This is a genomic window from Saccharothrix stipae (genome assembly GCF_054781895.1).
Window position 1 is genome coordinate 346321 of the sequence record NZ_BAAGTN010000008.1, and the last position, 17668, is coordinate 363988.

Below are 17668 nucleotides of genomic sequence, written 5' to 3' on the forward strand. Positions count from 1 at the left end.
CAGGTTTGCATCGCAAACCAACCGCCGTCAACCCCGCGGCCGGAAGATGGTCACCACCACCCGCAGCCCGAGCAGCACGCTGATGACCAGCAGGTTGTAGCCGAACACCTGGAACAGCGAGAGGTCCGGGCCCACCTCCGGGCCGCCGTCCGCGCCCATCAGCAGCACCGCCATCACGCCCGCCGTCGCGCCCAGCACGGTCAGCATCACCTGGTGCAGGAGTGAGACGATGAACTGCCGGTCCCGTTCGTCGGCGAACAACCGCATGCTCATCCCCAACCGCCCCTGCTCCAGCGCGGCGGAGATCCGGTCGGCCCGCCGGGGCAGCCGGCGCAGCATCGGCAGCATCGCGTGCAGCTCCTCGGTCACCGTGCGCCGCAGCGACTCGGGCGTGAGGTGCGCGCTGAACTGCTTGTCGGCGAACGACCGCGACTCGACCACGATGTCGAACCCCGGCGACAGCGCGCCCAGCGTGCCCTCCACCGTCGCCAGCGCCCGGAACACCGCCGCGATCTCCGGCGGGATGCTCAACCCGTACCGGTAGACCAGCTTGAACAGGTCGCCGAACATCCCCGCGTCCGGCCGCATGCCGGTGCTCAGGTGCCGTGCCATGAACTGGCCGAGCGCGCGCTCCAACTGCTGCTCGTCGATCTCGTCCGGCCTGGTCACCAGCTCCAGCAACGCGTCGCGCAGGCCCGCCGGGTCGGCGTGGTCGACGGCCAGCAGCAACTTGCCCAACGCCGACCGCAGCTGCGCGTCGATCCGGCCGACCGAGCCGAAGTCGAGCATGCCGAGCCTGCCGTCGTGCAGCAGCATGATGTTGCCCGGGTGCGGGTCGGCGTGGAAGACGCCGTTGATCATCACCTGGCGCAGCAGCGCGTCCAGCAGCGTGCGGGCCAGCGCGTCCCGGTCGACCGACTCCAGCGACGCCGACCGCACCGGCACGCCGGCCAGCCGTTGCATCACCAGCACGCGTGCCGTGCAGAGGTCCTCGTGCACGGCGGGGAGCACCACGTCGGTGTCGGCGGAGGCGGCCCGCACGGCGGCCAGGTTGCGCGCCTCGACCCGGAAGTCCAGCTCCTCGCGCAACGCGGCGGAGAACCCGGCGGCCAGGTCGCGCACGCCGATCGCCTTGCCCCAGCGCGTCTTGTCGTGCAACGTCGACGCGAGCCGGTTCACGATGTCCAGGTCGCCCTCGGCGACCCGCCGCACGTCCGGCCGCTGCACCTTCACCACCACGTCCTCGCCCGACCTCAGCCTGGCCCGGTGCACCTGCGCCACGGACGCGGCGGCGATCGGCCGCTCGTCGAACTCGGCGAACACGTCCTCCGGCGGTTGCCCCAGCTCGGCCACCAGCACCTCGCGCACCGCGGGCCACGGCGCGGCGGGCACCTTGTCCTGCAACAGCGTCAACTCGTCCACCACGTCCGGCGGCAGCAGGTCGGGGCGCGTGGAGAGCACCTGGCCGAGCTTGACGAAGGTGACGCCGCCCTCCTCCAGCGCGAGCCGCAGCGACCGCGCCAGCCGGGTGTCGGTGCGTTCCCGGCCGCGCAGGTACGGGCCGAGGCCGTGCCGGAACGCGATCGCGGTGATGCGCGAGTAGCGGCGGGTGCGCGCGACCCGCCCGCGCAGCGCGCGCCACCACTCGGTGGGCGGCGGGATCGACCCGGTCGGCACGACGATCTCGGCGAACGTGAGCAGCGCGATCATCATCAGCAGCGCGACGCCGACCTGCACGGTCGCCAGCGCCGGCGTCGTCTCCGGGCCGGGCATGGCGCTCAGCGCGGCCTCGCTGGACGACAGGCCGACCATGCACGCGAGCGTGGTGCGGACCAGGCCGACGCGCAGGCCCAGGATGCGTCGCGCGGCCAGCGCCATGCCCAGCACCAGCGCCAGGAACGTCGCCGGAACGGCGACCGTGTACAGCAGGAAATCACCCATGCGTCTTCCCCCAAGCGGTTCGCGCGGAGGATAGAACGGTCTTCCTGAGACGGTCCGTGGCGTGACCAGAGCTCCGATCACACGAATGGCTCAGGCGGGTGCTCCAACGGGTAATGGTCTGTGCAGAGCCCGGTAAGTGCCCCAATTCATGAATGTGAAGGATGTTGACGAACGGGTCCCGGAGTCCCTACGGTCGCCTCAGAGGTCCGAGGACCTTTGCGCGATCCCGTGGAGGGGCCACGACTTCGGCGGCGGTGTCGAGGGCCCTCCACGGGCACGTCGCGACCTGGCTTCCGGTTTTCGCTTCCCGCCGGTCAGAAGTCGAACACGGGGCCGGTCTGGGCGCGCATCACGCACGAGTTCGCGAACTCGGCCTCGAACGTGCGGGTCTCGCCCCGCCACGTGCCGGTCGCCTTGACCCGCACCGGGTCGTACTCCAGGGTGCACAGGGCCGGTCCGGTCGACATGCCGTCGATCTGTCCGTCCACACCGGACAGCGCGAGGCAGGCCTCGTCGGCCCTGGGGTGCAGGCCGCCGGTCGGCTCGCAGGTCAGGTTCGAGAGCTGGAGCGACTCGCCGCGCTGCACGCTGAGCACGAAGCTCGACTCCGGGGCGGAGAACGCGGGGATCAGCGTGGCGATCGCCGCGAGGAAGGGAAGTGGTGCCATGGTTCACAGCGTGACCGCCTGGCAACGCTCTCTCCAGGGATCTCACCGGATCGTGTGGTTTCCCGAGCGGGCCGGGAAACGCCGCGACGACGTCGTTCCGCAGGTGTATCACGAGGTCACGCGTGTGACGTAGATCACTGTCGGGTTCGACTCGTCGGGCGGGCGGGCCAGGGTGGACGAATGGCTTCCGACGTGCGCCGGGTGGCGCTCGCCAGTTCCGCGGGCAACGCGGTGGAGTTGTACGACTTCCTGCTCTACGGCACCGCGTCGGCGCTGGTGTTCGACAAGTTGTTCTTCCCGTCCTTCGACCCGCGCATCGGCACGCTGCTGGCGTTCGCCACGTTCGGCGCGGGTTTCCTGGCCCGGCCGCTGGGCGGGATGGTGATCGGTCACTTCGGTGACCGCGTCGGGCGGCGGTCGATGCTGGTGCTGACGTTGACCGCGACCGGTTTGTGCACGGCCGCGATCGGCCTGCTGCCGACGTACGAGTCCATCGGGCTGGCCGCGCCGGTGTTGTTGGTGCTGCTGCGGTTGGTGCAGGGGTTCTTCCTGGGCGGTGAGCAGGGCGGCGCGACGTTGATGGCGGTCGAGCACGCGCCGGTCGGGCGGACCGGGTGGTACGGCAGCTGGACGTTCCTGGGGTCGCCGATCGGGCTGCTGATGGCCAACGGCGCGATGGCGGCGTCGACCGCGGTGTCCGGCGACGCGTTCCTGAGCTGGGGCTGGCGGATGCCGTTCCTGTTCAGCCTGGTGCTGGTGGGTGTGGGGCTGTACGTGCGGCTGTCGGTGGAGGAGAGCCCGGCGTTCCGCGAGGCGCGGGCGTCGGCGGGGGTGGTGCGGGCGCCGGTGGCGGCGGTGCTGCGGCAGTCGTGGCGGAAGGTGCTGCTGGGCGCGGGGGTGAACCTGGGGTTCAACATGTTCATCTTCGTGGTGGCGACGTTCGCCGTGTCGTACGGGACGCGCCAGCTCGGGATGACGCGCGGGACGTTGTTGAACGCGGGGCTGATCGGGGCGTTCGCGCAGGCGGTGGCGATCCTGGTGTTCGCGCGGCTGTCCGACCGGGTCGGGCGGTTGCCGGTGATGCTCGGCGGTGCGGCGTTCCTGGGTGTGTTCGCGTTCCCGTTGTTCTGGCTGCTGGAGACGCGGTCGCCGGGGTTGGTGGTGCTGGCGATGGTGCTGGCGTTCGCCGGGTCGGCGGCGGTGTTCGGCCCGATGCCCGCCTACTACGCGGAGCTGTTCGGCACGCGGGTGCGGTACAGCGGGGTGTCGTTGAGCTACCAGCTGGGCGCCGTGCTGGGTGGTGGCCTGTCGCCGGTCGTCGCCACGTGGCTGTTGGGCGTGACGCCGACGCACGACTCGTGGCCGATCTCGCTGTACCTGATCGCGGGCGCCCTGGTCAGCACCCTGTCCCTGCTGGCCATCGGCGAAACCCTCCGCCACCCCACCAAATCCCCCACCTGACCAGCGTGTCCAACCTCCAGAACGCGAGAGTCCTACGTTCAGAACGCGAGAGTCCTACGTTCAGAACGCGAGAGTCCTACGTTCGGAACGCGCGTGTCCTACGTTCGGAACGCGCGTGTCCTACGTTCGCGCACCCCGAGTTCAACGCTCAGAACAAGATCGACTGTTCTGAGCGTTGAACTCGGGTGTTCTGAACGTAGGACACGCGCGACGCGAACGTAGGACACGCGCGGTGTGAAGGTTGGACTCTCGAGAGGTGGAGGTTGGACTCTCGCGGGGTTAGAGGGATTTCAGGGTGGTGAGGATGGGGGACAGGGGGGAGGGGGAAGTCGGGGTGGAGGGAGTGGGGGTGGAGGGAGTGGGAGTGGGGGTGGGGGAGGTGGTGGTGCGCCAGGCGATCACGCCGTCGGGGCGGATCAGGGTGGCGCCGTCGGGGCCGATGCCGTAGCGCTTGGTCAGGTCGTCGGTCGGGTCGGTGATGGCGGGGACGTGCAGGGACGGGTCGGCGGCGGCACGCCAGGACGGGTTCACGGTCAGCAGGGTCCAGGTGGTGAACAGGTCCAAAGTGGACACGAGGGTGCCCTCGTGCTCCACCATGACGTGCGGTGCGCGGAAGCCCGGTCGGCCGCTGGGGTCGGCGGGGTCCTCCATCGGCGCCGGGTCGGCGTCCTCGATCAGCACCGCGTTCGAACGGCACCGGTAGCCCAACGTCAGGTGCAGGTGGTCGACCTCGGCCGGCACGTCGGGGCCCGCCAGGTGCGGCGCGAACCGCTGCACGTAGTTGGCGTACGACCCGTCCACCACGAGCTGCGCGTACGGCCGCCGTTCGGCCTCGTAGCTGTCCAGCAGGCCCTCGCCCGCCTCACCGCGCAGCACCGCCGCCAGCTTCCACGCGATGTCGTACCCGTCGCCGATCGCGGTGTTCCCGCCGAGCCCGCCGGTCGGTGGCGTGACCTTCGCCGCGTCACCGACCAGGAACACCCGCCCCGCCCGGAACCGGTCGCTCACCCACGCCGCCATCTCCCACGCCGCGACCTCCAGGACGTCCGGCTCCAGGTCCGGCGCGTCCGTCGCGATCCGCAACAGCTCGACGCACCGCGCCACCGGGTAGTCCGCCACCGACTCGCGCGCCGGGTCGTACTCGACCGTCAGCACGTTGCGCCGCGCCGTGTTGGTGCCCACGAACGCGCCGGTGAACGCCGGGTTCCGCAAGTAGTACAGGGTCAACCGATCGGGCACGATGTGGGCCGTCAGGTCCGCGTCGAACACCACCCCCATGTGGTGCGACAACTCGCCGGGCCCCTGCCGCCCGATGCCCACCAACCCGCGCACCACCCCGCGGTGCCCGTCCGCGCCGATCACGTAGTCCGCCCGGACGGTGTACTCCCGCCCGGCCGACCGGACCCGCGCCGTCACGCCGTCGGGGTCCTGCGCCAACGACACCAGTTCCGTCTCGAACCGCACCTCCGCGCCCAGCTCACGCGCCCGCCGCAGCAGCACCGGCTCGACGTGGTCCTGGCTCGCCATCCCGGAACGCTCAGGGCTGAGCGTCGTGGCCCAGTCCTCGTCCTCGTGCACGATCGTGTGAAACACCTGCCCGCGCAGGCTCTCCGCGACCTTGATCACCAACCCGCCCTCGAGCCCCGCGCCACCCGCCAGCACCTCGTCCGCGACGCCCGCCCGGCGCAGCAACTCCATCGTCCGGTGGGTCTGCCCGGTCGCCTTGGGGTGCGGCGACGTCCCCCGGTGCTTGGAGATGCTCAGCACCTCGACGCCCTGCTGCGCGAGGAACAACGCGGCGGACAGCCCGCCGAGCCCCGCACCGACCACCAGCACCTGCACACGCTTGTCTCTCATGACCAAGAATCTTAGCCACTAAGAGATTCGCCGAGCAAGAGGAGTCAGGCCAGCGGGACGACACCCCCGGTCCGCGCCGACTCGAACGCCGCCTCCAAGACCTCCAGCCCGGCGATCGCGTCGGCCACCGGAACGGGCGCCTGACCAGCCGCGACGGCCGCGTAGAAATCCTGGTACGCCCCCGGCTCGGTGCGCACGGGCTCCGCGCCGAGCACGCCCCACTGCTCCACCGCGTCCTCGCCCCACCCCTCGCCGCCGGGCACCTCGCCCGCCTTCAACGCCTCCTCCTGCGGGTCCATCCCGTGCTTGACGTACGCCGAACGGTCACCCAGCACGCGGAACCGCGGCCCGAGCGACGCCACCAACGCCGACGCCCACAGGTGCGACACCGCCCCGGACGGGTGGCTCAGCGCCAGGAACGCGTCGTCGTGCGCCCGCGCGCCCGGCCGCAGCGTCCGCACCTCCGCGTACACGCTCGTCGGACGACCGAACAACGCCACCGCCTGGTCCACCAGGTGGGTGCCGAGGTCGAACACGATGCTGCCCAGGTCGGCCGGGTCGCCGGACTCCTTCCAGCTCTCCTTTACCTCCGGCCGCCACCGCTCGAACCGCGACTCGAACCGGTGCACCCGCCCCAGCGCGCCCTCGTCGACCAGCCGCGCGACCGTGCGGAAGTCGCCGTCCCAACGCCGGTTGTGGAACGGCGCGAGCAGCACGCCCCGCGCCGCGGCGAGGTCGGCCAACTCGCGCGCCTGCGCGGCCGACGACGCGAACGGCTTGTCCACCACGGTGTTCAGGCCGTGCTCCAGGGCCGCCCGGGCGTGCTCGGCGTGCAACCGGTTCGGCGTGGTCACCACGACCAGGTCGAACTCGTCCGCCCGCCGCCACACCTCCGCCACCGACGCGATCAGCTCGGCCCTGGGGTAGCGCGCCGCCACCTCGGCGCGCCGGTCCGGGTTGCCGGTCACGACCGCGGCCAGCGCCAGGCCGGGCGTGGTGGACAGGAACGGTGCGTGGAAGGCGGCTCCGCCGAGCCCGTAGCCGATCAGTGCGGTGCGCATGACCGCCAACCCTAAGCGTCCCACGGCATGGACGCCCTGTCGTGGACCGTCACCCGGCGCTACCTTCGGACCCATGATCCCGCTGGTGACCCGTCGGCACGTGGACTACGTGCGAGTCACCAGCATGGCCTGTCGCCTCGGCTGACCCACCTCCCCACCGCGCGCGCCCGGTGTCGTCGGCGTGCCCGAAAAACCTCCCTGCCAGACAGGAGACGTCCGCATGTCCTGGTCCTTCGACACCGCGCAGGTCCACGCCGGCGCCGCGCCCGACCCGGCGACCGGCGCGCGCGCCACCCCGATCTACCAGACCACGTCGTTCGTGTTCCGCGACTCCGCGCACGGCGAGGCGCTGTTCAGCCTGGCCGAGCCGGGCAACATCTACACCCGCATCAACAACCCCACCCAGGACGTGCTGGAGCAGCGGGTCGCCGCGCTGGAGGGCGGGGTCGCGGCGGTGGCGTTCGCGTCCGGACAGGCCGCCGAGACCGCGACCGTGCTCAACCTGGCCCGCGCGGGCGACCACCTGGTGTCCAGCGCCTCCCTCTACGGCGGCACCTACAACCTGTTCCACTACACGCTGCCCAAGCTCGGCATCGAGGTGTCCTTCGTGGACGACCCGGACGACCTGGACGCGTGGCGCGCCGCGGTCCGGCCGAACACCAAGCTGTTCTTCGCCGAGTCGCTGGCCAACCCACGCAGCAACGTGCTGGACGTCGCGGCGGTCGCCGAGGTGGCGCACGCGGCCGGCGTGCCGCTGGTGGTGGACAACACCGTGCCCACGCCGTACCTCCTGCGGCCGATCGAGCACGGCGCCGACATCGTGGTCCACTCGGCCACCAAGTACCTGGGCGGGCACGGCACGGCGGTCGCCGGCGTCGTCGTGGACGGCGGCACGTTCGACTTCTCCGACGCGGCGAAGTTCCCCGACTTCACCGAACCGGACCCCAGCTACCACGGCCTGCAGTACTGGCCCGCGCTCGGCCACGGGGCGTTCGCCGCGAAGCTGCGGGTGCAGGGCCTGCGCGACACCGGCGGCGCCATCGCCCCGTTGACCAGCTTCCTGATCCTCCAGGGCATCGAGACGCTGTCCCTGCGCATCGACAAGCACTCGGCGAACGCCCTGGAGCTGGCCCGGTGGCTGGAGGCGCGGGACGAGGTGGAGCAGGTGCACTACGCGGGCCTGCCGTCGAGCCGCTGGCACGACCTGGCGCGGAAGTACCTGCCGGGCGGCGCGGGCGGCGTGGTGTCGTTCGAGCTGCGCGGCGGCGTGGCGGCGGGCCGCGCGTTCGTGGACGGCGTCGAGCTGTTCAGCCGGCTGGTGAACATCGGTGACGTGCGCAGCCTCATCGTGCACCCGGCCAGCACCACGCACAGCCAGCTCACGCCGGAGCAGCAGCTCGTCAGCGGTGTGTCGCCGGGCCTGGTGCGGCTGTCGGTGGGCATCGAGGGCGTGGAGGACCTCAAGGCCGACCTGGAGGCGGGTTTCCGGGCCGCCAAGTCGGTGCAGTGACGTCGAGGTCCCCCAGGAGTACCGGGTCCACTGTCGGGGAGACCCCTCCCGCCGCCGGCGGGTGGCGGGAGGGGGACCCGAACGGGCGACGGCAGTGGGTGCGCGGCGCGTTGCCGGGCCTGCCGGTGTCGATCGCCTACGAGACCTGGGGCGAGCTGAACGCCGACCGGTCGAACGCCGTGCTGGTGCTGCACGCGCTGACCGGCGACAGCCACGTGGCGGGCCCGGCCGGACCCGGCCACCCGACGCCCGGCTGGTGGGACGGGCTGGTCGGGCCGGGACGCGCGCTGGACCCGGAGCGCTGGTTCGTGGTCGCGCCCAACGTGCTGGGTGGCTGCCAGGGCACCACGGGGCCGTGGGCGACCGCGCCGGACGGCGAGCCGTGGGGCGCGCGGTTCCCCCGCATCACGGTGCGCGACCAGGTGGCCGCGGAGGTGCTGCTGGCCGACGCGTTGGGCGTCGACGCGTGGGCCGCCGTGCTGGGTGGGTCCATGGGCGGGATGCGGGCGCTGGAGTGGGCGGTGTCCGAGCCGGACCGGGTGCGGGCCCTGCTCGTGCTGGCCGCGCCCGCCGCGTCCACGGCCGAGCACATCGCGCTCGCCTCCGCCCAGCTGCACGCCATCCGGCTGGACCCGGTCGGCGGCCTGGGCGTGGCGCGGCGGATCGCGCACGTCGGCTACCGCGGCGAGCGGGAGCTGGCCGCCCGGTTCGGGCGCGAGGTGCGCGCGGACGGCCGCTTCCAGGTGGAGTCCTACCTCGACCACCACGCGGCCAAGCTGGTCCGCCGGTTCGACCCGGCCAGCTACGCCACCCTGACCGAGGCGATGAACAGCCACGACGTGGGACGTGACCGGGGTGGGGTGCGGGCGGCGCTCGGCCGCGTCACGGCCCGCACCGTCGTGGCCGGGATCGACTCCGACCGGCTGTACCCGCTGCGCCAGCAGGCCGAGATCGCCGACGCCGTGCCCGGTGCCGGCGAGCTGCGCGTGGTGAGCTCGCCTTATGGCCACGACGCGTTCCTCATCGAGGTCGACCAGGTGTCGAAGCTGGTCTCCGAGCTGCTCGACGAGCGCTAGGAGACCCCGACCGGCATTCGTTCCACGTCCGGGTGATGGTCTCCTGCCGTGGCGAACCCGGGCGCTCTCAGCCGATTTGAGCTACTCGTCCAGCGCGGTGGCGATCCACGGCGACACGGGCAGGTCGCGCATCCCGCACTCGACGGCCAGCTTCACCGTCCACCGCAGTGCCTGGAGCACCACCGTGGCCAGCTCCTGCGGCTGCCCGTTGGCCAGCGCGATCTCGATCTGCTCGGCGGCGGCCTCCTGGTCGCCGTGCACCTCGGCGAGCAGCGTGCGGATCGCGGTGCGGACCGGCGGGTCGGCGTCGTCGATCGGCACCTCCTGCCCGTCCTCGTCGAAGACCTGCATCTTGACCGGTGTCGCCCCGCCCGAGCCGAGGGCGGCGACCATGGCGCTGCACTCGGAGAACAGCAGGAGGACCAGCTCGCGGATCTCCTCGTTGCCCTCCGGTGAACCGCTGAGGTACCCGGTGACCAGGTCGACCGCGACAGCGTCCTCCCCGACCTTGGCGGCGGTCAGGGCCTCGCCGGCCACGGCCTGGAGCCGCGACCAGCGATCCGGATCTTGCTGCGGGTGCATTCAGCCATCTTCCATCACGGAGTAGGGGCGCACAGCTCTGCATATTGCCTACCCGGTGGTGTTCGCCCACCGCAACGGCTTGTCCGTGGTCCCGCCTCTCGGGTATGGGCCGGTGTTTCCCGCGCGTGCTACCGGGGTATGACAGACCTCAGGCTCATGTGCCGGGGCACGTCGCCGCATAGCATCGGGCCGTGATCCGCACCCTCCTCCAGGTCGTGCTGTTCCGCGACCGCGCGCGGATCTTCGACGGCTTCCGCTTCCGCCACCCGCTCATGGTGTCGGTGCTGCTCTACGGCTTCGTCATCGCGATCGGGGTGAGCTCCGACTACGTCTCGCGGGAGGACCCGGACGGCTGGTGGCCGCTGCTGTTCGCCGTCGTCGCCGGCAGCACCGCCCTGACGCTGCACTCCACGCTCCTGGCGTGGCGGCTGGCCACGGCCGGTCTGGTGGTCATGAAGCTGCTGGTGAAGTCCGAACCCGCGGTGCTGGGCAGCTGGCAGTGGTGGTGGTACGTGCCGGTGCTGCTGGCGGTCGCGACCGTGCACCGCGGCCGGGTCGTGCTGCTCGTGGCGTTGATCACGTCCGGCGTGCTGTTCGCGATGGGGCAGCCGGCCGACGTCCTGCCGACCATCGGCTTCCTGCTCCCGGTGCTCCTGCTCGGCTACGCGGTCGGCGCGCGCGGGCGGGCCGAGCAGCGGTTCCACTCCGAGCGGGACGAGAAGGCGGCGCTGGTCGAACGCGCCCGGATCGCCCGCGAGATGCACGACGTGGTCGCGCACCACATGTCGCTGGTGGTGGTCCGGTGCGAGACCGCGCCCTACCGGATCCCCGACCTGCCCGAGGCGGCCAAGGAGGAGTTCGCCGAGCTCGGCGCGGCGGCGCGGTCCGCGATCACCGACATGCAGCAGCTGCTGGGCGTGCTGCGGGCCTCCGGCCAGCGGGCGGACCGGGCGCCGCAGCCGGGGTTGGCCGACATCCGGTCGCTGCACCCGGACGCGTCGGTGCCGGACGTCGAGGTGCCGGAGGCGGTCGGGTTGACCGCGTACCGGATCGTGCAGGAGGCGCTGACGAACGCCGGTCGGCACGCGCCGGGCTCGACGACCTCGGTCGCCGTCGAGCTGGTGGCCGAGGAGTTGCGGGTGGTCGTGCGCAACTCGGCGGGCGGGCCGTCGCTGGGCGGCGGTGGCGGGCACGGGCTCACCGGCATGGGGGAACGGGTGGCGGTGCACGGCGGTTCGATGACCGCCGGACCGACCGAGGACGGGGGGTTCGAGGTGCGAGCGGTGATCCCGGTGGGCCGACGATGATCAGCGTGCTGGTGGCGGACGACCAGGAGATGGTGCGGGAGGGTTTCTCCGCGCTGCTGGACGCCCAGCCCGACATCACCGTGGTGGGGTCGGCCGGTGACGGCGTCGCGGCGGTCGGCGAGGTCCGCCGGCTGCGGCCGGACGTGGTGCTGATGGACGTGCGGATGCCGGAGATGGACGGGTTGACCGCCACCCGGCTGCTGGCCGACGACCCGGTCAAGGTGCTCGTGCTGACCACGTTCGACCTGGACGACTACGTGTACGAGGCGTTGCGGGCCGGCGCGAGCGGGTTCCTGCTCAAGCACGCGCCCGCGAGCGAGCTGCTGGCCGCGGTGCGGGTGGTGGCGCGCGGCGACGCGTTGCTCGCGCCGTCGGTGACCAAGAGGCTCATAGAGGACTTCGTGAAGGCCCAGCCGGTGCGCGTGGTGAAACCGGCCGGGCTGGGCGCGTTGACCGAGCGCGAGACCGAAGTGCTGCTGCTGATCGCGCAGGGCCTGTCGAACGGCGAGATCGCCGGTCACCTCGTGCTGGCCGAGCAGACGGTGAAGACGCACGTGAGCCGGATCCTGATGAAGCTCGGGCTGCGCGACCGCGCGCAGGCGGTGATCGCGGCCTACGAGTCCGGTCTGGTGGTACCCGGGTAGGGCCCGCGGATGGGCACCTCGGGGTGACGACCCGGGTGCCGTGGTCTTCCTAGCGTCGGCGTCATGTCGAAGAAGATCGCGTTGGTGGCCGCGCTGCTGGTCCTGGCGGCGCCGGGCGGCGACCCGCCCGGGTTCACGCCCCGGATCGAGGTCCACGGCGACCTGACGCGCGCCGCGCACGTCGCGGTCGTGGTGCCGGGGTCCGATGTGGACGAGCAGCGGTTCGACGCGACGGTCGGGCGGATGGCGCGCGACCTGCACGCGTCCGTCGGCCGGGACGACGTCGCGGTGGTCGCGTGGCTGGGGTACCGGACGCCGTCCGGGCTCGGGGTGGACACGGCGGGAGGTCGGCTGGCGCAGGCCGGTGCGGTCGCGCTGGACGGGTACGTGCGGACGTTGCCGGGGCACGTGCACCTGATGTGCCACAGCTACGGGTCGGTGGTGTGCGGGTTGGCCCAGCCGCCCGTCGACGACGTGGTGCACCTCGGCTCACCCGGCGTGCGGGTGGACCAGGTCGAGCCGGGTGCGCGGGTGTGGGCGGCGCGCGGCGCGCGGGACTGGACGCGGTGGGTGCCCCCGGTCCGGTTGGGCGACCTGGGGCACGGGGCGGACCCGGTCGACCCGGCGTTCGGCGCGCGGGTGTTCGACGCGGGCGACATCAGGCACGACGAGTACTTCCGGGAGGGCACGCCGTCGTTGCGCGCCCTGACCCGGATCGCGGTGGGGGAGACGCCATGACCAGGGATCCGGTGATCGACGCGACGCGGGCCGTCGCGATCGTCGGCGTGGTGCTGGGGCACTGGCTGGTGACGGCCGTGGTGCTGACGGGTGACGGGCTGGTGGTGGACAGCCCGTTGCGGTGGGTGCCGGAACTGGCCCCGGCGAGCTGGGTGTTGCAGACGTTGGGGTTGTTCTTCTTCACCGGCGGGTTCGGCGCGGCGCGGTCGGGTGCGCCGTGGTGGCCGCGGGCGCGCAAGCTCGTGCTGCCGGTGGCGGTGTTGCTCGGGGCGTGGGCCGCGGTCCTGTTCGGACTGTCGGTGCGCGGTCTGCCGCAGCAGACGGTGATGACCGTCGGGTACCTCGTCGTGACGCCGTTGTGGTTCCTGGCCGTGTACGTGGTGCTGTCGGCGTGCACGCCGCTGTCGCGCCGGCTGGGGTGGTGGGGCGTGGCGATCCCGGTCGCGCTGGTGGCGGTGGACGCCGCCCTGGTGGACCTCGGCTGGGTGAACGTGGTCGCGGTGTGGTGGGCGCCGTGGCAGGTGGGCGTGCTCGTCGCCCGCGGCGGGCCCGCCCGGCGCCGTTCGCGGGGTGCGGCGTTGCTGCTGGCCGGTGCGGGTGCGTTCGCGGTGCTGCTGGGCGCCGGTTACCCGGTCAGCGCGGTGGGGGTGCCCGGTGCGGCGGAGTCGAACCTGTCGCCGCCGTCGGCCGCCGCGCTCGCGCTGGCCATGGCCCAGGTGGGGCTGGTGCTGCTGGTCCGGCCGTCGTTCCTGGCCCGGTGGCCGATCGCACGGGCGCTGAACGCGCGGGCGTTGCCGATCTTCCTGGTGCACCAGAGCGCGTTGCTGGCGGTGGTGCTGGTCGGCTCGGCGTTCGGTTCGTTGCGCGGTCTGAACACCGTGCCGTCGGACGGGCTATGGGTGTTGGAGCGCGGGACGTGGTTGCCGGTGTTCACCGGCGTGTGCCTGGTCCTGCTTCGGTATCGCCGCGAGCAGGGCGATCGCGATCGTCGCGCCGTGCAGGACGACCATCGCCCCGGTCGGCTCCGGCGCCAGCAGCGGTGGGACGCAGGCCAGCGCGGTGAGCAACCAGGTGCGGCGGCGGTCGCACGTGCCGGCGTGCGCGGTGTGCAGGAGGTACCAGCCGAGCAGCAGGTGGATCAGGTTCTGCAGCGGGTCGACCTTGAACACGACCAGGGTGCCCCCGGCGCCCGCGAACCCGGTCACCACGAACCCGAGGACGCCCAGCACGCCGTAACCGGCGCCGAGCGTGACGGCGAGCCGGGTGCGGTGGGTCTCGCGGGTGCGGCACGGGCTGAGCGCGGCGTTGCGCTCGAAGCGGTGGAACACCAGCAGCACCGGCAGGAGCAGCACCACCAGCACGGCCAGCCAGCGGGGTCGGGTGGCGACCCAGTCGAACGCGGCCGGTGAGTCCAGCAGGCCCAGCACGCCGACCACGGCGGCCAGCACGGTCAGGTAGCCGAGGTAGACCGTCATGGGCGCGGAGCGGGCGAACTCCACGACCCGCCACCGGTGCTCGCCCGCGAGCCAAGCCGTGACGCGGGGCTTGAGCAGCAGCACCAGGCAGATCTGGACCAGGCCGAGGACCAGCAGGCACACGGTGGGCGGGCTGAGGTTCGAGCCGCCCTCGCCCGGCAGCGGCATCATCGTGCGCGGGTAGCCGCCGAACGTGATCAACGCCAGCAGCACGGGCACGGCGGCGAGCGCCAGGGCGCCGAGCACCTTGCGCGACACGCGGTGCAGGCTGCCGTCGGCGTAGTAGAAGCCGAGTTGTTGCAGCAGCAGCGCGCCGAGCACGAGGTTGAGGTAGCCGCCGGTGCGCCAGCCGAAGCCGATGCGCGCGAGGTCGACCACGATCATGAGGGCGACCAGCGCCACCGGCGTGGCCAGGCGGGCGTGGCGGTGCAGCCAGGCCATGACCGGGGTGGCGGCGACCGCGACCAGGTACAGGCCGAGGAACCACAGCGGGTGCGCGATGAGCCGGCCGAACATCTCGACCCGGGACTTGTCCACGTCGAGCAGTTCCAGGGGCAGCGGGAGGACCAGCCAGGCCAGCACGAACGCCAGCACTGGGCGCAGCAGCCAGGAGATGCGGGCGGCGAGGTAGCGGCCGTAACCGCCGTGGTCGGCCTGCACGGCGAGCCAGCTGGTCAGGTTGGCGTGGCCGCCCGCGAAGTAGAAGACGGGGATGGCCTGCAAGGCCCAGGTGAGCAGCCACAGCCAGGTCGCGCTCAGACCCGCCCAGTGCAGCACGGTGATCAGGGACTGCCCGACGACCACCAGGGCGAGCGCGCCCAGCCGCAGGAACGTGGCGTAGCGGTCGTGGGTGGCCCGGGGGCGCGGTGCGTCGACCGGCCCGTCGGGCTGCTGCCTGCGGGGCAGCCGGGCGAGCAGGAGGAACACCACGACCGCGCTGCCGAAGCCCCAGGCGAGGACCGGTTCGTGACCGGGCGGGCCCCAGCGCTGCCGCCACGAGTTGAACTCCAGGCCCGCCGCGTAGAGCTGGGCCGTGGCGTGGCACCGGGTGGCGTGGCCGCGCGGGTTGACGTCGCACTGGGCGTGCATGTCCCGGGCCAGGCGGGCGTCGAGGGACTTGCGGGCGTCCTGGTCGAGCGGGCGGCCCTTGTGCTCGGCGTAGCGGAGCAGGTCGTAGCCCAGGTCGTGGGCCTTGCAGCCGGTGCCGAAGTCCCACTCGGTGTTGCCCGCGGGCCCGGAGCAGCCGCCGTTGGGGTCGATGGCGCGCGTGGTCCCGTCCGGCCCGGTGGCCACCGCGGGGTCGCGGTTGGTCACCTCGTTGAAGTCGGCGGGGAAGGCGACGAGCGGGTTGGCGTCGCTCGGGTCGGCCATCGCCTCGACCGCCCTGGCGGCGGTGGCGATGTCGCCGGTGAGCGGTGTGGTGTCGGTGGCGCCGGCGGGCCGGGACGCGATCACCCCGCACACGAACACGGCTGACGCCACCAGCACGAACCTGAACCAGGCGGGCAGGCGGGCGAGCAACCGGAGCCCCGGCCACCCCCCGGTGGTGTTCACCGCCACGTCACCCATCGGCCGCCCAGCGTACGCGAGCCACCCACCTCCCCGCCGCGCGTGTCCTACCTCCAGAACGCGCGTGTCCTACCTCCAGAACGCGTGAGTCCTACGTTCAGAACGCGCGTGTCCTACGTTCAGGACCCCCGAATTCAACGCTCAGGACACGCGGGACGGCACGGGGAGCGCGCCCGAGAGGGAGGCCAGCGCCATCTGCGAGAGCAGCGCGGCCATCTGGTCGCGGTCCAGGTGGGCGCTGTGCGGCGTGGAGTTGATCAGGCCGAACACGGCGTGCGCGGCGGCACGGGCGGTCGGCTCGTCCACCTCCGGCGACGTCTTGCGGATCGCCTCCACCCACACCTCGACGTAACGCCGCTGGAGCGCTCTCACCCGCCGCCGGTCCGGGTCGGTCAGGTTCGCCAGGTTGCGGATCTGCACGGTGATCAACGCGGGGTCGTCCAACGCGAAGTCGACGTGCCACCGGATCAATTCCCGCAGTGCGTGCTCCGGGTCCTTCGACGCGGCGACCCGGCTCACCCCGCCCTCCAGCAGCCGCTCGCTGATGGACGTCAGCATCTCGCCCAGCATCGCGTCCTTGCTGCGGAAGTGCCGGTACAGCGCCGGCCCGGAAATCCCCACGGCGGCACCGATGTCGTCGATCCCGACGCCGTGGAAGCCGTGCCTGGCGAACAGCTCGGCGGCGGCGGCCAGGATCTGCTCCCGGCGGGTTTGCTTCGCTGGCTCGTCTGGCACGTCGCCCATCTTAAACGCCCAGACCAGTGCACGTAAACGGGCGTTAACCTCGCCTTACGCCAACGATCACCGGGCACCGGTCGAAACACGTAGTTAACTCTTGACCCACTCTTTTTATATAGGACTACTTGCTGGTAACTCTTGTTGTGCTCCGCATCACACCCTGCGTTGTTTCCCTCCGGGAGGCTCCGATGCGCCTTGTCCGAACCCTGTCCAGCGCCGCGCTGGCATTAGTCGCCTCGCTGGCGCTCGTCGTGCCGGCCCAAGCCGCCGCCGCCAACTACGTCGCGCTCGGCGACTCGTACTCGTCCGGGACGGGCACCGGCTCGTACTACAGCGACTCCGGCAGCTGCAAGCGCAGCCAGTACAGCTACCCCGCCCTCTGGGCGGCGTCGCACGCGCCCGCGTCGTTCAAGTTCGTGGCCTGCTCCGGCGCCAAGACCGGTGACGTGCTGGCCAACCAGGTCGCCGCGCTGAGCGCGACCACCTCCCTGGTCAGCATCTCGATCGGTGGGAACGACGCCGGCTTCACGGACGTGATCACCACCTGCACCTTCGGCTCCGACTCGACCTGCGTGAACCGGGTCAACCAGGCCAAGGCCTACGCCACCGGCACCCTGCCCGGCCTGCTGGACAACGTCTACACCCAGATCCGCACCCGCGCGCCGTCCGCGACGGTCGTCGTGCTCGGCTACCCGCGCCTGTACAAGGTGCCCGGCAGCTGCTCGGTCGGCCTGAGCGACACCAAGCGCTCGGCGATCAACTCGGCCTCCGACACCCTGCACCAGGTCATCTCCGCACGGGCGGGCGCGAGGTCGTTCGCCTACCGCGACCTGCGCACGGCGTTCACCGGGCACGAGATCTGCTCGTCGGACTGGTGGCTGAACAGCCTGTCCTGGCCGGTGGAGGAGTCCTACCACCCCAACCGCAACGGCCAGCGCCTCGGCTACCTGCCGCAGCTCACCGCCGTCACGGGCTGACCCACCCCGCCACACCCGCAGCAACACCCGGAGGGGGCCGCACCCGCGGCCCCCTCCGGCTTGT

Annotated in this window: 14 protein-coding genes and 1 pseudogene; 8 read left to right on the top strand and 7 right to left on the bottom strand. The window is 72.1% G+C overall.

The window, feature by feature from the left end:
- Window positions 1–27: 27 nt before the first annotated feature.
- Together ACYVLT_RS18445 and ACYVLT_RS18450 are read right to left on the bottom strand one after the other, a co-directional pair.
- Window positions 28–1941 (bottom strand): ABC1 kinase family protein, encoded by a 1914-nt coding sequence (locus tag ACYVLT_RS18445; RefSeq protein WP_461121416.1) that lies wholly within the window; start codon window positions 1939–1941, stop codon window positions 28–30.
- A gap of 314 nt (window positions 1942–2255) precedes the next feature.
- Window positions 2256–2609 (bottom strand): SSI family serine proteinase inhibitor, encoded by a 354-nt coding sequence (locus ACYVLT_RS18450; RefSeq protein ID WP_461121417.1) that lies wholly within the window; start codon window positions 2607–2609, stop codon window positions 2256–2258.
- Between the two features lie 180 nt (window positions 2610–2789).
- Here ACYVLT_RS18450 and ACYVLT_RS18455 point away from each other — a divergent pair, with 180 nt between their 5' ends.
- Complete coding sequence (locus tag ACYVLT_RS18455; RefSeq protein WP_461121418.1) at window positions 2790–4070, top strand: MFS transporter; 1281 nt, start codon at window positions 2790–2792, stop codon at window positions 4068–4070.
- Between the two features lie 279 nt (window positions 4071–4349).
- On the opposite strand, the gene rdmE is transcribed toward ACYVLT_RS18455, so the two are convergent.
- Both rdmE and ACYVLT_RS18465 read right to left on the bottom strand, forming a co-directional pair.
- A complete protein-coding gene (gene rdmE, locus ACYVLT_RS18460; RefSeq protein WP_461121419.1) occupies window positions 4350–5927 on the bottom strand; it encodes an aklavinone 12-hydroxylase RdmE in 1578 nt (525 codons plus the stop codon).
- A 44-nt stretch (window positions 5928–5971) separates the two neighbouring features.
- Entirely contained in the window at window positions 5972–6988 is a 1017-nt protein-coding gene (locus tag ACYVLT_RS18465) for a Gfo/Idh/MocA family protein (protein WP_461121420.1), read from the bottom strand.
- 220 nt (window positions 6989–7208) lie between these two features.
- Here ACYVLT_RS18465 and ACYVLT_RS18470 point away from each other — a divergent pair, with 220 nt between their 5' ends.
- Window positions 7209–8498, top strand: a complete 1290-nt coding sequence (locus ACYVLT_RS18470; RefSeq protein WP_461121421.1) for a bifunctional o-acetylhomoserine/o-acetylserine sulfhydrylase — start codon at window positions 7209–7211, stop codon at window positions 8496–8498.
- On the top strand, window positions 8495–9574 hold the full coding sequence (gene metX / locus ACYVLT_RS18475; protein ID WP_461121422.1) for a homoserine O-acetyltransferase MetX: 1080 nt from the start codon (window positions 8495–8497) through the stop codon (window positions 9572–9574). The genes ACYVLT_RS18470 and metX overlap by 4 nt, the downstream gene beginning before the upstream one ends.
- 81 nt (window positions 9575–9655) lie before the next feature.
- Here the strand turns inward: metX and ACYVLT_RS18480 are convergent, their stop codons facing one another.
- A complete protein-coding gene (locus ACYVLT_RS18480) occupies window positions 9656–10156 on the bottom strand; it encodes a hypothetical protein (RefSeq protein ID WP_378083501.1) in 501 nt (166 codons plus the stop codon).
- A gap of 191 nt (window positions 10157–10347) precedes the next feature.
- Between ACYVLT_RS18480 and ACYVLT_RS18485 the strand changes: the two genes are divergently transcribed.
- From ACYVLT_RS18485 to ACYVLT_RS18500, 4 genes and pseudogenes are all read left to right on the top strand, one after another.
- Entirely contained in the window at window positions 10348–11463 is a 1116-nt protein-coding gene (locus ACYVLT_RS18485) for a sensor histidine kinase (RefSeq protein WP_461121423.1), read from the top strand.
- Window positions 11460–12107 (top strand): response regulator transcription factor, encoded by a 648-nt coding sequence (locus tag ACYVLT_RS18490; RefSeq protein WP_461121424.1) that lies wholly within the window; start codon window positions 11460–11462, stop codon window positions 12105–12107. The genes ACYVLT_RS18485 and ACYVLT_RS18490 overlap by 4 nt, the downstream gene beginning before the upstream one ends.
- 63 nt (window positions 12108–12170) lie before the next feature.
- Window positions 12171–12845 carry an alpha/beta hydrolase gene (locus ACYVLT_RS18495; RefSeq protein ID WP_461121425.1) on the top strand — a complete coding sequence of 225 codons (675 nt, stop codon included), beginning with the start codon at window positions 12171–12173 and terminating at the stop codon, window positions 12843–12845.
- Window positions 12842–13738, top strand: a pseudogene (locus ACYVLT_RS18500) (acyltransferase family protein); the annotation flags it as partial. The gene ACYVLT_RS18495 and the pseudogene ACYVLT_RS18500, both read left to right, overlap by 4 nt.
- Here ACYVLT_RS18500 and ACYVLT_RS18505 read toward each other — a convergent pair.
- Together ACYVLT_RS18505 and ACYVLT_RS18510 are read right to left on the bottom strand one after the other, a co-directional pair.
- Complete coding sequence (locus tag ACYVLT_RS18505; RefSeq protein ID WP_461121426.1) at window positions 13739–15889, bottom strand: phospholipase A2; 2151 nt, start codon at window positions 15887–15889, stop codon at window positions 13739–13741. It abuts the pseudogene before it with no gap.
- Window positions 15890–16030: 141 nt separating this feature from the next.
- Window positions 16031–16624, bottom strand: coding sequence for an SACE_7040 family transcriptional regulator (locus tag ACYVLT_RS18510; protein ID WP_461121427.1), 594 nt, complete (start codon window positions 16622–16624; stop codon window positions 16031–16033).
- 191 nt (window positions 16625–16815) lie between these two features.
- On the opposite strand from ACYVLT_RS18510, the gene ACYVLT_RS18515 reads away from it, so the two are divergent.
- Window positions 16816–17604, top strand: a complete 789-nt coding sequence (locus ACYVLT_RS18515; RefSeq protein WP_461121428.1) for an SGNH/GDSL hydrolase family protein — start codon at window positions 16816–16818, stop codon at window positions 17602–17604.
- The last annotated feature ends 64 nt before the right edge of the window (window positions 17605–17668 follow it).

Bases quoted from the DNA above. Each gene is read 5' to 3' on its own strand.
- ACYVLT_RS18515 (WP_461121428.1), top strand. From the start codon at position 16,816: ATGCGCCTTGTCCGAACCCTGTCCAGCGCCGCGCTGGCATTAGTCGCC.
- ACYVLT_RS18445 (WP_461121416.1), bottom strand. From the start codon at position 1,941: ATGGGTGATTTCCTGCTGTACACGGTCGCCGTTCCGGCGACGTTCCTG.
- ACYVLT_RS18495 (WP_461121425.1), top strand. From the start codon at position 12,171: ATGTCGAAGAAGATCGCGTTGGTGGCCGCGCTGCTGGTCCTGGCGGCG.
- ACYVLT_RS18480 (WP_378083501.1), bottom strand. From the start codon at position 10,156: ATGCACCCGCAGCAAGATCCGGATCGCTGGTCGCGGCTCCAGGCCGTG.
- ACYVLT_RS18505 (WP_461121426.1), bottom strand. From the start codon at position 15,889: ATGGGTGACGTGGCGGTGAACACCACCGGGGGGTGGCCGGGGCTCCGG.
- ACYVLT_RS18470 (WP_461121421.1), top strand. From the start codon at position 7,209: ATGTCCTGGTCCTTCGACACCGCGCAGGTCCACGCCGGCGCCGCGCCC.
- ACYVLT_RS18490 (WP_461121424.1), top strand. From the start codon at position 11,460: ATGATCAGCGTGCTGGTGGCGGACGACCAGGAGATGGTGCGGGAGGGT.
- rdmE (WP_461121419.1), bottom strand. From the start codon at position 5,927: ATGAGAGACAAGCGTGTGCAGGTGCTGGTGGTCGGTGCGGGGCTCGGC.
- ACYVLT_RS18465 (WP_461121420.1), bottom strand. From the start codon at position 6,988: ATGCGCACCGCACTGATCGGCTACGGGCTCGGCGGAGCCGCCTTCCAC.
- ACYVLT_RS18455 (WP_461121418.1), top strand. From the start codon at position 2,790: ATGGCTTCCGACGTGCGCCGGGTGGCGCTCGCCAGTTCCGCGGGCAAC.
- ACYVLT_RS18450 (WP_461121417.1), bottom strand. From the start codon at position 2,609: ATGGCACCACTTCCCTTCCTCGCGGCGATCGCCACGCTGATCCCCGCG.